This is a genomic window from Sneathiella sp., from assembly GCF_041689005.1.
In the GTDB taxonomy this organism is placed as follows: Bacteria; Pseudomonadota; Alphaproteobacteria; order Sneathiellales; family Sneathiellaceae; genus Sneathiella.
This window is the reverse complement of sequence record NZ_JBDNHC010000179.1, coordinates 37,974-52,451: the sequence shown is the minus strand read 5'-3', so window position 1 is coordinate 52,451 and position 14,478 is coordinate 37,974. Positions and strand designations below refer to the sequence as shown.

The window sequence follows — 14,478 nt, the reverse complement described above, 5'->3', positions numbered from 1 at the left end:
TCAGGTCCATATGCACTGACATCTCCATCCGTCTTACGGCATTAATGGAGAAATCCGCAATCAGCTCGAGATCCCCCAGGGCATCGCTTGTCAACCTTGCACGCCAGAAAGAGCCAAGAAACTCCATTTCGTTGATCTTGCACTCGAACGCATTCTCAGGTTCCACGACTTCATCGAGAGCCCCCTCCGATCTTGCGCCCGGACCGTGAGGGACGATATCTTCCGGGCGGACCGCAGCAATGACGTTTGCTTTCGCCGGAAACTCATGCCCGGTGCAGACAAAGGTTTTAGCTCCGATCTTTACGGTCGATTTATTGTCTACCGTCTTATCGCCTATAAGTCCGGCGACCTGGTTCATTTCGCCGATAAAGTCGGCAACAAAAAGCGTTGCAGGTTTTCGGTAAATGTCGGTTGGCGTACCAATCTGCTCGATCACTCCATGGTTCATGACGACGATCCGATCGGCCATCGACAACGCCTCTTCCTGATCATGGGTCACCATCACCGTTGTGATTCCGAGCTTACGTTGCAATTCCTTGACTTCATGGCGCAAATGCACCCGCACTTTCGCATCCAGCGCCGATAATGGCTCATCCAGCAGCAACAATCCGGGGGACGTGGCGATAGCCCGCGCGAGGGCGATACGTTGTTGCTGACCGCCTGAAAGCTGCGCCGGGTATTTCTTCCCCTGCTCAGGCAGACCGACGAGATCGAGCAGCTCCGCTACACGGGCGGTAATCGCAGCTTTTGCCAAGCCGGTATTTTCAAGCCCGAAGGATATATTCTTTTCAATTGTCAGATTAGGAAACAGTGCGTAGGACTGGAAAACAATACCAAAATCGCGTTCGGCTGGCGGAAGGTTTGAAATATCGCGGCCCGCCTGCTCGACGGTGCCGGAAGTTTGCAGATCAAGTCCCGCAATAGCCCGAAGCAGCGTTGTTTTGCCGCATCCTGACGGCCCGAGAAAACACACAAACTCCCCTTCATTTATACTGAGGGAGATATCCTTCAAAGCAATAAAATCGCCAAAGGCCTTCCATAAACTATCAATCCGAAGATAGGTATCCTGCTGTTGTTCCTCAGCGTTTCTCTCAAGCGCAGCCCCCGTTGGCATTGTAACTCCTATAAAAAATCAGCGCCTATACGGTCATTATAAAAAGAAGGCACCGCAAGTGCGATGCCTTCATTTTTGGACCCCGGTAATCAGCTTTTGGGTTCGGATTTTGAATCGTACCGCTTCTGCCATTCTTCGAGTATGGTCTTGCGATTGTTTGCCGCGAACTCAAAATCGTTGTCGATCATTTTTTCCGTCAGATTTTCTGGAAAATATTTGACCGGCTTGGCAACACCCGGATAGGCAACAACGGCATAGCCCGTGTTGTACATCTGGTTGGCTTCCTTAGTAATTGTCCAGTCAACCAAGGTTTTTGCGTCTTCCAGATTATCCGTACCGGCAACGATAGCGGTTGCTTCCATATCCCAGCCGACACCTTCGGAGGGCACGATAATTTCAAGCGGTGCTCCATCCGCCTTTGATTTTGCGCCGCGGAACGCAAAGGAGACACCAATCGGAATTTCACCTGATGCCGCCAGTTTACAGGGTTTTGAGCCTGAATGGGTGTACCGGGCAATATTTTCATGCAGCGCATCCATATATGCCCAGCCCCCGTCTTCACCGAACATCTGAAGCCAGCTGGAAACATCAAGAAAGCCGGTGCCGGAGGAATTCGGGTTCGGCATGATAACATGACCCTTGTATTCCGGTTTCGTCAGGTCCTTCCAGGAGGTCGGCGCCGTCAGACCAAGCTTTTCACCCTCGACCGTATTAAAGCAAACTGCTGCGACCCAGGCATCCATTCCGGTCCAGGCAGGAGGAGTGCTTTTATCAACAAATTTTTTGTCCAGCGCTTCAACGCCCTTGGGAGCATAAGCCTCCAGCATGCCTTCGGATTTCATCAGCAACAGCGATGTCGCCGCAAGACCCCAGATTACGTCGGCTTGCGGGTTATTTTTCTCGGCCAGCAATTTCGCCGTCACAACACCCGTGGAATCGCGGACCCAGTTAATCTGGATATCCGGATGTGCCTTGTTAAATTCTTCTGCATAGCGCTTGAGGTCTTCAGCTTCAACCGCCGTGTAAACTGTCAGTTCGCCCGCCATCGCATGTGTTGCCAAACACAGGCTCGCGACGGTGGCCATTGCTATCTTTTTTGGTAGTGCCATATTTACTCTCCCTTGTTGAAATTTTCGTCATTTGCAATAAAGGTAACCACATCAAAACAAACGCGGCATTCTTTATCAAACAACAATTCAGTCCTTACCCACGTTAATACTGATGGAATGTTACAAATAGAAGAAATCTATTATTCTTATAAGCACATAATAATTACCTATACGGCGAATACCAGAATAATCGCAAAAAAGCAGAGCTCAGCCACTTAAATTCAGCCAACGGGCCAAGGCAGCGAGTAGGTTTTGACGTTCGTAAAGAATTTCATTGCCTCCAGAACGCCCTCTTTCACGCCATTTCCCGAATCCTTGATGCCGCCGAACGGGGACATTTCGATCCGGTAGCCCGGTTGTTCCCAGATATTGACTGTTCCGACATCAAGCCCATCAATAAAGCGCGTTATGCGCTCAAGCCGGTTGGTGCAAACGCCCGCAGACAGGCCAAATGGCGTCGAATTGGAGATTTTGATCAGCGCCTCATCATCATTAGGAACGCGGACTATCGGAATGATCGGCCCAAAGGTTTCCTCGAACACCAGTTCACTATCATGGGGGACATGATCAATGACGATCGGCGGCAGGAGCGCGCCCTGACGTCCCGGATTATACAGGATCTTGGCCCCCTGCTTTTCGGCGGCATAGACACGGTTTTCAAAAATTTCCGCCGCCTGCTCATGCACGACACAGCCAAGTTGTGTTTCCGGGTCCTGGGGGTCTCCAAACCTTATTTTCTTTGCATTTTCAAGGATATGGGGGACGATCTTATCTGCGATATTCTCCTGGACGAGAATACGCTTGACCGCCGTACAGCGCTGGCCGGAATTTCCCGTGGCCCCGGCCACCGCAATAGCCGCAGCCTTAACCAAGTCCGAATCGCTCAAATCATCGAGCACAATAAACGGATCATTGCCGCCCAGTTCTAGCGCCATCCGCTTGTATCCGGCCTTGCCGGCGATCATCTTACCCACCGCCACGCCACCGGTGAAAGTAATGATATCAATATGTTTATTGATAATCATCTCCTCGCCGATATCCTTCGGCCAGCCAGTGACGATCTGGAACATCTCCGGCGGCAAACCGGCCTCATAGAGAATATCCGCAAGCGTAATCGCCGTCAGCGGCGTCAATTCCGTCGGCTTGCAGACAACGCAGTTGTTAGTGGCAATGGCGGGTGCGATTTTATGCGCAACCATATTGAGCGGGTGATTAAAGGGTGTGATCGCCGAGATAACATTCACGGGTTCGCGTTTTGTGTAGATTTTCCGCTCCTTGCCATGAGGCGTGAGGTCGCAGGAGAAAATCTGCCCGTCATCCAGAATAGCAAGCTGACCGGCAAGCGTGAAAACGTCATAGGCTCGCCCCGTCTCGTAGAGCGCATGCTGCTTGCAAATCCCAAGTTCCAGCGTCAGTACGTCGGCAATCGCCTCGCGTCGCTGCTGAATAAGCGCCGCCGCGCGGAAAAGGATTTGCTGGCGCTCGTATCGCGACAGTTTCGGCTTGTATCGCGCGGCAATCTCAAAAGCTTCCCGTGCATGCTCCGCCGTTCCCGCGGGAACCGTACCAATCACCTCATTGGTATAGGGGTAGCGGACCTCCACGACCTCCTTGGTGGTTACTTTCCTGCCGCCGATCCGCATCGCCTCATTGCGGATGTGGCCTCTGGTCATTACGTCGGTCATAATTCCATTCCCGCCCAATCAGGCTAGATCGCCGCCGCGCGCGCGACATAATAAAAGGCATCAAAATTCCGAAGGTCCGGGGCGCTTGGCAAATCCGGCACCGCGCGGTTCATGATGAAGGGCACTGTCTGCTCACTCAGTCCCCCGTGAGAGCGGAGCGGCACATCGAGAGCCGTAAGGTCATGGCGGTCCTGACTGGTGCCCAGAACCTTGTTTTCGGTCGAAATGACGACAATATCCCCGATCCGATCCGGCGGCAGCTCAAAGCGGGAAGCTGCGCCCTTCTTATCGAGCACCACGTCAATTCCGTCGACTTTCGATAACCGGTCAATGACATCCCCGACGACGGCGTCCTTCGTCAGGTAAATGGTCGCAAAGGAGCCGAGCGCACCATGATGGACGACGTACGGATCGGTGATCGGCAGGATAACCCGGGCAATGCCTTTCCCGAGCTCGCTATCGAGCAGGTCCTGCAGGTAAATAACGTCCGGCGTACCGTCGGCCTTGTGTTTCGGCTTCATGCCGTGATCGCCAGTGATAATAATGGCGGCGCCTAAGGCATCAAGCTCCGTGAGATAGCGGTCAAACATTGCATAGAAGGCGTTGGCGTCCGCCTCCCCCGGAGGCGATTTATGCTGCACGTAATCCGTGGTCGTGAGGTACATGATGTCCGGCTTGAAGGATTTCATCAGTTTCACTCCGGCGTCAAAGACATATTCCGATAATTCTGCTGAATAGACATTCGGCACCGGAATATCCAACGTCTTGGAGGCGTTGTCGATACCATGCTCGGCGAGCGTCGTCGTGTCAGATTTCTCAGTCGAAAAACACATTGCCCGACCATCGTCGAATTTCAGGCCATGTCCGAGCAGCGCGCGGAGCTTGTCCTTGGCGGTAACAATGGCAACCCGGCATCCGGCATCGTAATAGGTCTTAAAAATTGTCGGAACGCGCAGGAACTTGGGGTCATTCATCATGACCTCCTCGCCCGTCTCCGGGTCGAGCAGGAAGTTGCCGCAAATGCCGTGGACCGCAGGCGGCCGGCCAGTTGCGATCGACATGTTGTTGGGGTTTGTGAAACTCGGAATGACGCAATGGGCCATATGGATCGTGCCGGTCTCGCGAATGCGTTTCATAGTTGGCATCACCCCCGCCTCAATCGCGGCATCGATATAGGCAGGTTCACAGCCATCGAGGCAGATCGCGACCGCCGTTGTCTTCGGAAAGGGATAATCCCGGTCATTCACGGTGATACCGGTCGGGGACATCTTGTTCATGGTCTAAACTCCAGTTTCAATAATTTACGCGGCCAAACGGGCGCGTTCTTTAAGGGCGGCTTCCGGAGGACGGGCATCATCCACCTTCATATCATCAAGGGACTCCCGGGCGGCTGTGACGACACGGCGCATCACCTGTTCATCCATACGTCCGATGCAACCGACCCGGAAGCTGTCCACGATGGTCAATTTGCCCGGATAGATAATAAAACCGCGGGATTTCATCAGCTCATAAAATCGCTCGAAGCTGAAATTCGGATGCGCGGGGTTAAAAAACGTGACGATAATCGGTGACAACCAGCGGTCTTTCAGCAATGTCTCGAACCCCAATTCGCGCATGCCGCCAACCATCACGTCGCGGTTTCTGCAATAGCGGGCAAGTCGGCCTGGCGCGCCGCCCTCCGCTTCATGCAGGCGCAAAGCCTCAAGAAAGGCCGCAACCACATGGGTTGGCGGGGTGAAGCGCCATTGCCCTGTTTTCTTGAAGTTCGCCCATTGCTGATAGACGTCAAGACTGAGGGAATGGCTGTTGCCTTTTGCCGCTTCAAGCGCCGATTTCCTGGCAATGATAAAGCCGAACCCCGGCACCCCCTCGATACATTTATTGGCGGAGGATACCATGGCCTCGAATTGTGTTTTATTCACATCCAGTGGCAGGGCGCCGAAGGCACTCATGGAATCGATCAGGAGTTTGCGCCCCGCCTTGGCAACGATCTCCGAGATTTCCTGCACCGGGTTGAGGATGCCGGAACTGGTCTCGCAATGAACCAGGACAACATGGCTGATGGCAGGATCTGACTTCAGCGTGGCATCCACTTCGTCGCCCCGCGGCGGCATGTAATCGCCCTTGTCGATGACGACATGCGCGCGGCCGAGGTACTGCAGGGTGTCGACAATCCGTTTGCCATAGGCGCCGTTCACGAGAACCAATGTCTTGCTGTCCTTTGGCAGGAAGGATCCCAGCATCGCCTCGGCCGAAAAAGTCCCGCTCCCCTGCATCGGAACGCAGTCGAACTCGTCCTTGGCGTCATTGGCAATCCGCAGCAACCGGGCGCAGATTTTCGCAGTCATTTCGCGAAAATCAGCATCCCAGGACCCCCAGTCCCTCAGCATCGCATGCTTGACTTCCGCAGCCGTCGTCAGCGGCCCCGGCGTCAACAAATAAGGCTCGCCCATTTCCGGCGCAGGAAAGCTTGCGGAGGGCATATTCACATGATCAGTCGACATCACCGAATTCCTATCTGTAGTCATAATGCTCACGGTTTCCTGAAAGGTAGGGGCAAGCTTACTATTTGTGAAATCGTTATTTTATATTGTTTGATAATTTAAACCTATGACCCGCGCCCCGCAAATGGTACCTTTATTAAAATCGTCGATTAGTCTGATTGTATAGATTTACTCAATACTCTTCAGGAAAGATGACAAAAATGAGATATGTCCAGCTTCGGGCTTTTCACTATGTCGCCGTTCACGGCGGGTTTTCACGTGCGGCTGACGCCCTCTGCCTGACCCAGCCCGCGATCTCCGATCAGGTCCGCAAGTTAGAGGAAGAGTATGACGTTTTATTGTTTAACCGACGGAAAAAGCAGGTAACCGTCACGGCCTTTGGCAAAAAGCTGCTGGAACTCACCCACCGCATGTTCGATATCGAGCATCAGGCCCATGAACTCCTTTCAGAATCCCGCGCCCTTGGATCCGGAATACTCCGTATCATGGCCGATTCCGCACAGCATCTTCATCCTATTCTCGGGCCCTTCCGCCTGAAATATCCCGGCGTCTTCATTTCCGTCGGAACCGGCAATACCCGGGAGATTGTCGACAAGCTATTCAGCTACGAGGCAGATGTTGGCGTACTCGGTGAAATTCCAACTGCGCGTGACTTTAACATTGTTAAGCTAAGCTCGACCCCGATTATCGCCTTCGCAGCGCGAGGGAATGAAATAACAAAGCTGAAATCCATATCGCTTGAGGACCTCGCGAAACAGTCGCTGGTGTTGCGGGAAAGAGGCTCCAAGACCCGCCAGAAGCTCGAGGAAATCGCGGCCGCAACTGGGATAACCTTTGAGCCCTCGATCGAGGCAGAGGGACGTGAGGCCATCCGGGAAATCGTTGCCAGCGGCGCCGGTATCGGCATCGTTTCAGAGGCTGAATTCGGCCATGACGGGCGCCTTGCCAAAATCCCAATCACCGGATGTGAGCCGCATATGGACGAGGCCCTTATCTGCCTGCGCGAACGCAGTAAGGGAAAACTTATCAGCGCCTTCATGAAAATGGCCGGCGAGTTGACTGAGGCACGGCTTCTGCAAGAATCCGCGTGACGGAAATTATTATCGTGATTAAGAACCCTTGCCGTACTTTTCGACGAGCCGTTCAAGCATTGGCGCATAATGGGCGAAATCTTTCGTTTTTTTGCCCGGGATCTTTGCCTCATCGTCCCACTTCCGGATCTGGACAATAGCGTCGGCATCGGCAATTTCAGCAAATTTAGCGGCGGCCTTTTCCGTCATCGGCCCGCCCTGCAATTTCAGGCTAAGCACCGACGCCTCCGATAAATTATCGAAATACCCTTGGTCGATGGCACAAAGGTAGCGCTTGGCCGAAACATGATGACGCACGCAATCAGTTACGATTTTCGGGAAATACGGCGCCACGATAGCGGCCCCTGCCCGGTCGTGATGACTGTCAATCCCCAGTTCGGCCGCATTATCGGGAAATTCATTGGTGAAATGTCCAATGTCATGCAAGAGCGCCGCAACAATCATCTCCTCGCTCGCCCCCGCCTCTTCGGCAAGCTGTGCGGATTGATACATATGCGCCGAGATCGTCACCGGCTCGCCCAGATAGGCCTCCGCCCCCCGGCGGGCAAAAATATCTGCAATGAAGGCAACAATATTGCTTTTCGTCACATGTGAAAAGTCGGGTTTAGGCATTTAATCCTTCTCCGGGGTCTAAATTTCAAAGCGGGCACACCTCAATATTAAACTCGTCTTTATCAGGATAATACTTCCAAAGCCAGCAGGTTCCTGCAGGACTTCGGGTTCCCCTGGCCACTTTATCCAGCTTCCAGCAGTAACGATGTCGTCCAGCGGAACCATTCATTCCCGCCGCATTTTGACAGTGTCCTTGACTCACATCATATCCATAAATATCGTTTTCCATAAAAGATGGGTACCGCCAACCGGGGAATTTGAATTTGTGTTGCAACAAACTAAAGAGGCTTTTTTGTGCCCTCACTTGATATTTCCCTGATCGCTGATTTACCCCCGTTCATTGGCATGGAGAAGCGTGATCTATCAGATTTTCTATCGAAGGCACGCTCTGCGCGTTACCCCAAGGAGAGCCAGATATTCGGTCAGGCTGAAAAAGCAGAAGCGTTCTTCTTTTTACTGGATGGCTATATCAGAGTAGTTCGGATTACACCCCACGGTGACCAGGTCATTGCCCGCTATATTTCAAGCGGGGAACTGTTTGGAATTGCTCAGGCAATCGGACGCGATACATATCCTGCCAATGCCATTGCGGCAGTGGACTGCGTGACGCTCTCCTGGCCCGGAAGTTTATGGCAGGAAATAGTTACAAAATACCCAACCTTCGCTACCAATGCCAGCAGTGTTATCGGCGGGCGACTGCAGGATGCCCAAGACAGATTGGTCGAACTGGCAACTGAGCGGGTAGAGCAGCGTGTTGCCAACGCAATTTTGAAGTTGGCAAACCAGGCCGGGAAAAGAACCGCCGACGGCATTCTGATAGATTTCCCGATCTCCCGGCAGGATATTTCCGAAATGACAGGCACAACTCTCCATACTGTCTCAAGACTATTGAGTTCATGGGAGCAGGACGGACTGGTAAAGAGTGGCCGGAAGAAAATTACAATAACCGAAGGACATCGTTTATTGCTTATTGCAGAAGGAATGCAAAAAAATAGAGACGGTTAGGCCTCAATCCGTCTTTTTTTCAATCACCTTCGTTAAGTCTGCCAATTTTAGGACTCTGGATTATGCCGATCCGGCAGCGGTTCGTCTTCATCAAAGACGATCCGCTCATTGGCGCCGCGCAAATCATCATACTGCCCATCTTTCAGCGACCATAAGAATGCGGCAAGCCCAACTCCCCCCAAACAAAGAGAGATCGGGATTAGGTAAAGGAGAATATTATTCATAGGACGCCTTCCCTCTTCATTGCGAGGGCGTTACTGTTTTTCACCGATGTAGAACTCACAATATGACCTGACGCCGCCTTCCTGCCCAGCCTCAGGGCATTGGCGACCACTAAAATTGAGGAAGCTGACATCGCGACTGCCGCGACAAGAGGGGTTACAATTCCAAAAAATGCAAATGGTAAGGCAACGACATTATAGACAATCGCAAAGCCGAAATTTTGCTGTATGAGGCTATTGGCCCTATGGGATATATTGAGAATATGGGACACCGCCTCCAAACTCTTATCCAGAAACACAATATCTGCGGCATCGCGGCCGATATCCGCAGCATTCCCCGGAACCATCGAGACGTGCGCTGTTGCCAATGCCGGGACATCGTTAAGGCCGTCCCCCACCATCAGAACCTTGCGCCCGCGCGCAGTCATGGCATTTAAGAAATCAACCTTGTCTTTGGGATGCATATTGGCCTCGAACCGACTAACATTCAACTCTGTCGCAAGTTTTTCAACCGCGCCATAATCATCGCCGGAGAGGATGCAAATTTCCAGGCCGCTCCTCGTCAGCTTACGAATTAATTCCCGGACGCCGGGGCGGATAACTTCTGAAAACCGGAACACATCCAACAGAACGCCGTTTTTTGTGAGGATTGTTTTTGACCCCGCCCCTATTTCATCTAACCCATCTTCCTTACCAAGCGCCCATTCTGTACGGCCCAGCCTGAATATATCGTCGCCGGAAGTTGCCTCCAGTCCAAATCCGGCAATTTCAGTAAAAGCGGTAAAGGCTATCGCATCTTCACCTTGGCTATCGTTAGCCGCGACTATGGCCTGCGCAAAGGGATGACGGGAATATTTCGCCATAGCCGCCGCAACGGAAAGATGCAAAGGTTTGACATCATATTTATTGCTCAGTTCTGGCTTGCCAAGCGTTAACGTTCCCGTTTTATCGAAAACAATGCTGTCTATGTCGCAAAGCTTCTCCAGTACCGAACCATCCTTGATCAGGATCATTTTCTCAAACAAACGTCGTGCCGCGACAATCTGCACCATTGGAACCGCCAGTCCCAGCGCGCACGGACAGGTAATGATCAATACCGCCACGGCGATCGTAAGCGATTGGTGGAAATCCCCCGTCACAAATAGCCAAACCAGAAACCCTAAAAATGCGGCCGTATGAACGAATGGCGCATAAAGGGAAGCTGCCCGGTCCGCGATCCGGCGATATCCTGACCGGCCCATTTCCGCAGCCTCCAGTAGACGCGTCATTTGCGCCAGAAACGACTGGTCTTCAGTTGCTGTTGCCCGAATAACGACCGGTGATGTCAAATTGAGGGTTCCTGCCTGTAACAACGCGCCAACCAGTTTGGGTTGCGGGACGCTCTCCCCCGTCACCAGAGAACAGTCGAAGTCTGACTGGCCTTCATCAACGATGCCATCAACAGGAACCCGCTCACCAACAGCAAGCCCTATTCGCATATTTTTCTGGATTTTCGAAACCGAAACATACTCATGGCTACCGTCGTCATGTAAAACTTGTGCGCTTCGCGCCGCCAGCCGCATCAGGTTTTTAACGGCAACCCGAGCTCTCTCCCGCATCATATGATCGAGGGTTCTCCCAATAAGCAGAAAAAACAGAAGCATGACGGCGGCGTCAAAATAGGCATGTTCCGTTCCCTTGATTGTATCAAAAAAACTCAGGCCAAAAGCCAGCAGAACGCCGATTGATATCGGGACGTCCATGTTGGTTTTTCCATGCTTCAATACCCCCCAGGCCGAGCGGAAGAATACGCGCCCGGAATAGGCAAGGACAGGCAAGGCAATCAAGGCCGATATCCAATGGAACAAATCACGCATGGCCGGTTCTGCACCCGACCATATGGAGACGGAAAGGAGCATTATATTACTGGCACCAAAGCCGGCAACAGCAAGGGCCCGAACCAGCTCTGTCATTGTCCTGTTCTTGGCCCCTGTCTCCGGCGCAACAAGGCTCGCGTTAAATCCAAGGTCCCGCAATGTTTCGAGCAGCGGCAGGGGCCGGTCTGATTTCTTCCATTTGACGATAGCCCGCTTTGTTGAAAGATTTACCCGGGCGCCCTCGACCCCATCAAGCGCACCAAGACCCCGTTCAACTTTCTGAATGCAACCGCCACAATGCATGTCAGGAATGAATATCGTTGTTTGCAGCAACCCTTCAGAAAGGCTTTGACTGGAAAGGATAAGCTCTTCAGCAGAAATACCCCCATCAGCGAATGAAGGCACGGGAACCTCCGGCTGACCGTCCCGTTTTGGCAAAGGTTTGCCCATTATCTAAGCTCTTTATACGCATGCCAGGTTGCATGTCCTAGAAGCGGAAAAATGATGACGAGTCCCAACAGACCCGTTACCAGGCAAAACAGAAACAGGGCGTAGATTATTGCCCCCCAGGTGAGCACGACCGAAAGATTGTTCCAAACAATAGCCATACTGAGCCCCATTGCGGTCAAGGCATCGGTGCGTTCGTTCAACAGCATAGGCACGGAAAAGACACTGATAGAAAATGAAAAAGCAGCAAAAATTCCGCCAACCAGGCTTCCGACTATGAGCAAGGATATACCTTCCGGCGTCATCACTAGCATTTGGGCAATATGGTCAAGTCCGGGAAACGGTACGAGGCCAAAGAAAAGCGCATATATCAATACGGCTGCGCGCATCCACAAGAGCATTAAAAGACATAGCATAACGCCGATAAACAGAATTTGACCGCCGGACTGTGGCTTGACAAACACCATATTGAATAGCGACGTCTTTTTCCCTTCGGCAAGACGCCTGCTCTTCTCGTAAAGTCCAATGGCGAGTGCCGGACCAATGACCATGAAACCCGCGAGCGCCGGAAATAGGATATAGTCGAGTGAAAATGCGAATAACGTTGCGACTACAACCAGCGATACAATGAAAACAGCAACCCCGTAGATCAAACTCGTAGCCGGGTCTTTCATCATATCCTTCCACCCTGCGCGCATCCAGCCAAAGGCAGCTGAAGGGCTCAGGTGCCGGTTTAATATAATTTCAGGCTGTAACGGCGGAACCGTTTTCGGGATCCTAATCATTAAAATGTCTCCTTGCGGACAAATTGGACGATTGGTACGGGCATATCAACAACTCGGTTTGGCGGGTTTGTATGTTTTTTCGACACCATGGGTTTCAGATTTCACATAAACGCAGTCCGGCTCAGACGTCACGGCCACATACACCAGATGCGCATTTGCCGACAGAAAGGCAACTATTCCAACGGAAACCAGAACCCAAACCAGAACAACCTGTTTGTTACGCTCCTTTTTCATTTCAATTCCGAGAAGCTCCACTTTTACTTTTTTCGGCGTCTGATGTGCCAAGATCGAGTAAATATAAAGTCAGGATTTTTTGATCAACCGCGGAGAGCCGGCCCTGCCACGATGGCATTTGACCCATTCGACCCTTCCAGACAGTCGTGAAAATTGCCTGACGTGTCCCGCCGTAAATCCAGTGATCGTCTGTAAGATTAGGAGCCCCCACCTCTATACTTCCCTCAGCGTTCTCGCCGTGACACGAGGCACAGTTCTCCAGAAAAACTGTTTTCCCAGATGCAATCGATGCCTCCCCCACGTCATGTTGTGCGGCGGACTTATTAAGGGACAGCACATAATTAATTACGTCATCGATCTGGTTGCGGGTTAGCATCTGATCGTGCCCGAAAGCCAGCATCTGGCTCATTCTTGTATCGTCATTCGATGCATTTATTCCGACGCGGATAGTTTCAGAAATTGCTTCCGGCGTACCACCCCAAAGCCAGGCCTTGTCTCTCAGTGACGGGAAGCCGGGCCCGCCATTTGCAGTACGGCCATGACAGGCAGCGCAATTATCGAGGAAAAGTGTTTGGCCAGTCTCCCTGACAATTTTCATCAGATTTGGATCATCCTGAATCTGGCCATAATCGAGACTTATAATCTTATCCGTCCAGACAGCCCGGCTATCTATCGCCCGCTCAACATCCTTATCGACCCTAATATGCTGGTTTGTTTCAAGTAGTCCTTTGGTGTAGGTAACACCCAGAGGCCAAGCCGGATACAGTATCCAACAGATAATGGCAAATACAAACGCCAACGAAAGTGTAATCCAGATAACCCGTGGAACCCGTGTATTCAGTTCCTTGATACCGTTCCACTCATGACCGGTGGTCATATGGCCCGTATATTTATCGCGCTCTTCTACTCCCATGGCCGGTCCTCGTCATCGATAATACTATTGGCGGCGCGATCGAAAGGTTTCTTGTTTGACGGCCAAAACGTATAGATCAACACAGCAATCGACAGACCAATCAGATAAAAAAGTCCATATGACTTGGCGATAGCCACTAAAGTTTCATGATCGAAACTCATTCTGACCCTCCCATTTTTTTCAATATCGGGTTCTTGTATGCGGCCTCGGTGAGCCGTCCAAGTATCTGGAGATAGGCTACAAGTGCGTCAAGCTCAGTAACCTCTGCCGGATTACCATCGAAATCGCGAATATGGGTTGCCTCCCCGTACCGCTTCAAAATGCCGTCCGCGTCTTCACTCTCTGGGTTTGCTTGCCCATAAGCATCTTTCACCGCATCTTCCACCATTTCATCAGTGTAGGGCACCCCTAATCGCTGCTGTGCCCGCAAATGCAGATTTAGATCGTTTCCCTCCAGTTCCGTCCGGCCCAGCCAGGCATATGATGGCATAACTGATTCCGGGACGACATCACGGGGATTGTTTAAATGCTCGACATGCCAGTAGTCTGAATATTTTCCTCCAATCCGCGCAAGGTCCGGTCCGGTCCGTTTCGACCCCCAAAGCATTGGATGGTCATACTGAGATTCAACAGCCAGCGAGTACGGTCCATAGCGTTCAACCTCATCACGCAACGTGCGGATCATCTGCGAATGACAGGCGTAACAGCCTTCGCGGATATAAATATTTCGACCGGCAAGTTCGAGTGGCGTGTAAACCCTCATATCCGGCGCATCTTCAACAGTTTCGTCAATTGTGAAGAGCGGAGCAATCTCCACAAGTCCGCCAATTCCGGAAACAATAACTATCGCAACTGCGAACCAGATTGAACGACGTTCCAGTCTGTAATGAAAATTAAACATT

At 51.9% G+C, this 14,478-nt stretch carries 15 protein-coding genes; 2 read left to right on the top strand and 13 right to left on the bottom strand.

Annotation, left to right across the window (positions count from 1 at the left end):
* The 5 genes from ACESNI_RS19380 to ACESNI_RS19360 form a co-directional block, all read right to left on the bottom strand.
* Window positions 1–1,114, bottom strand: a 1,114-nt coding sequence (locus ACESNI_RS19380) for a putative 2-aminoethylphosphonate ABC transporter ATP-binding protein (RefSeq protein ID WP_373090135.1), incomplete at its 3' end; no start/stop codon positions are given.
* A gap of 89 nt (window positions 1,115–1,203) precedes the next feature.
* Window positions 1,204–2,223: a putative 2-aminoethylphosphonate ABC transporter substrate-binding protein gene (locus ACESNI_RS19375; RefSeq protein ID WP_373090133.1), complete on the bottom strand. Its 1,020-nt coding sequence runs from the start codon at window positions 2,221–2,223 to the stop codon at window positions 1,204–1,206.
* A 221-nt stretch (window positions 2,224–2,444) separates the two neighbouring features.
* Window positions 2,445–3,896 (bottom strand): phosphonoacetaldehyde dehydrogenase, encoded by a 1,452-nt coding sequence (gene phnY, locus ACESNI_RS19370; RefSeq protein ID WP_373090145.1) that lies wholly within the window; start codon window positions 3,894–3,896, stop codon window positions 2,445–2,447.
* 35 nt (window positions 3,897–3,931) lie between these two features.
* A complete protein-coding gene (gene phnA / locus ACESNI_RS19365; RefSeq protein ID WP_373090131.1) occupies window positions 3,932–5,185 on the bottom strand; it encodes a phosphonoacetate hydrolase in 1,254 nt (417 codons plus the stop codon).
* A 24-nt stretch (window positions 5,186–5,209) separates the two neighbouring features.
* A complete protein-coding gene (locus ACESNI_RS19360) occupies window positions 5,210–6,412 on the bottom strand; it encodes a 2-aminoethylphosphonate--pyruvate transaminase (protein WP_373090129.1) in 1,203 nt (400 codons plus the stop codon).
* A 200-nt stretch (window positions 6,413–6,612) separates the two neighbouring features.
* Between ACESNI_RS19360 and ACESNI_RS19355 the strand changes: the two genes are divergently transcribed.
* Window positions 6,613–7,503 (top strand): LysR substrate-binding domain-containing protein, encoded by an 891-nt coding sequence (locus tag ACESNI_RS19355; protein WP_373090143.1) that lies wholly within the window; start codon window positions 6,613–6,615, stop codon window positions 7,501–7,503.
* A gap of 18 nt (window positions 7,504–7,521) precedes the next feature.
* Here the strand turns inward: ACESNI_RS19355 and ACESNI_RS19350 are convergent, their stop codons facing one another.
* Window positions 7,522–8,115 (bottom strand): HD domain-containing protein, encoded by a 594-nt coding sequence (locus ACESNI_RS19350; protein WP_373090127.1) that lies wholly within the window; start codon window positions 8,113–8,115, stop codon window positions 7,522–7,524.
* A 294-nt stretch (window positions 8,116–8,409) separates the two neighbouring features.
* Between ACESNI_RS19350 and ACESNI_RS19345 the strand changes: the two genes are divergently transcribed.
* The gene (locus ACESNI_RS19345; protein WP_373090125.1) at window positions 8,410–9,120 is read left to right on the top strand and encodes a Crp/Fnr family transcriptional regulator; all 711 of its coding nucleotides are present in this window, start codon (window positions 8,410–8,412) and stop codon (window positions 9,118–9,120) included.
* Window positions 9,121–9,167: 47 nt separating this feature from the next.
* On the opposite strand, the gene ccoS is transcribed toward ACESNI_RS19345, so the two are convergent.
* The 7 genes from ccoS to ccoO are packed head-to-tail and all read right to left on the bottom strand — an operon-like array spanning window position 9,168 to window position 14,477.
* Window positions 9,168–9,344, bottom strand: coding sequence for a cbb3-type cytochrome oxidase assembly protein CcoS (gene ccoS, locus ACESNI_RS19340; RefSeq protein WP_373090123.1), 177 nt, complete (start codon window positions 9,342–9,344; stop codon window positions 9,168–9,170).
* Complete coding sequence (locus ACESNI_RS19335) at window positions 9,341–11,647, bottom strand: cation-translocating P-type ATPase (RefSeq protein WP_373090121.1); 2,307 nt, start codon at window positions 11,645–11,647, stop codon at window positions 9,341–9,343. Before ACESNI_RS19335 ends, ccoS begins: the two co-directional genes overlap by 4 nt.
* Window positions 11,647–12,429 carry a DUF2189 domain-containing protein gene (locus ACESNI_RS19330; RefSeq protein WP_373090119.1) on the bottom strand — a complete coding sequence of 261 codons (783 nt, stop codon included), beginning with the start codon at window positions 12,427–12,429 and terminating at the stop codon, window positions 11,647–11,649. The genes ACESNI_RS19335 and ACESNI_RS19330 overlap by 1 nt, the downstream gene beginning before the upstream one ends.
* A gap of 45 nt (window positions 12,430–12,474) precedes the next feature.
* Window positions 12,475–12,663, bottom strand: a complete 189-nt coding sequence (locus ACESNI_RS19325) for a hypothetical protein (RefSeq protein ID WP_373090117.1) — start codon at window positions 12,661–12,663, stop codon at window positions 12,475–12,477.
* Between the two features lies 1 nt (window position 12,664).
* Window positions 12,665–13,576, bottom strand: coding sequence for a cytochrome-c oxidase, cbb3-type subunit III (gene ccoP, locus ACESNI_RS19320; protein WP_373090114.1), 912 nt, complete (start codon window positions 13,574–13,576; stop codon window positions 12,665–12,667).
* A complete protein-coding gene (locus ACESNI_RS19315; protein ID WP_373090112.1) occupies window positions 13,567–13,737 on the bottom strand; it encodes a cbb3-type cytochrome c oxidase subunit 3 in 171 nt (56 codons plus the stop codon). Before ACESNI_RS19315 ends, ccoP begins: the two co-directional genes overlap by 10 nt.
* On the bottom strand, window positions 13,734–14,477 hold the full coding sequence (gene ccoO, locus ACESNI_RS19310; RefSeq protein ID WP_373090110.1) for a cytochrome-c oxidase, cbb3-type subunit II: 744 nt from the start codon (window positions 14,475–14,477) through the stop codon (window positions 13,734–13,736). The genes ACESNI_RS19315 and ccoO overlap by 4 nt, the downstream gene beginning before the upstream one ends.
* Window position 14,478: the final 1 nt, after the last annotated feature.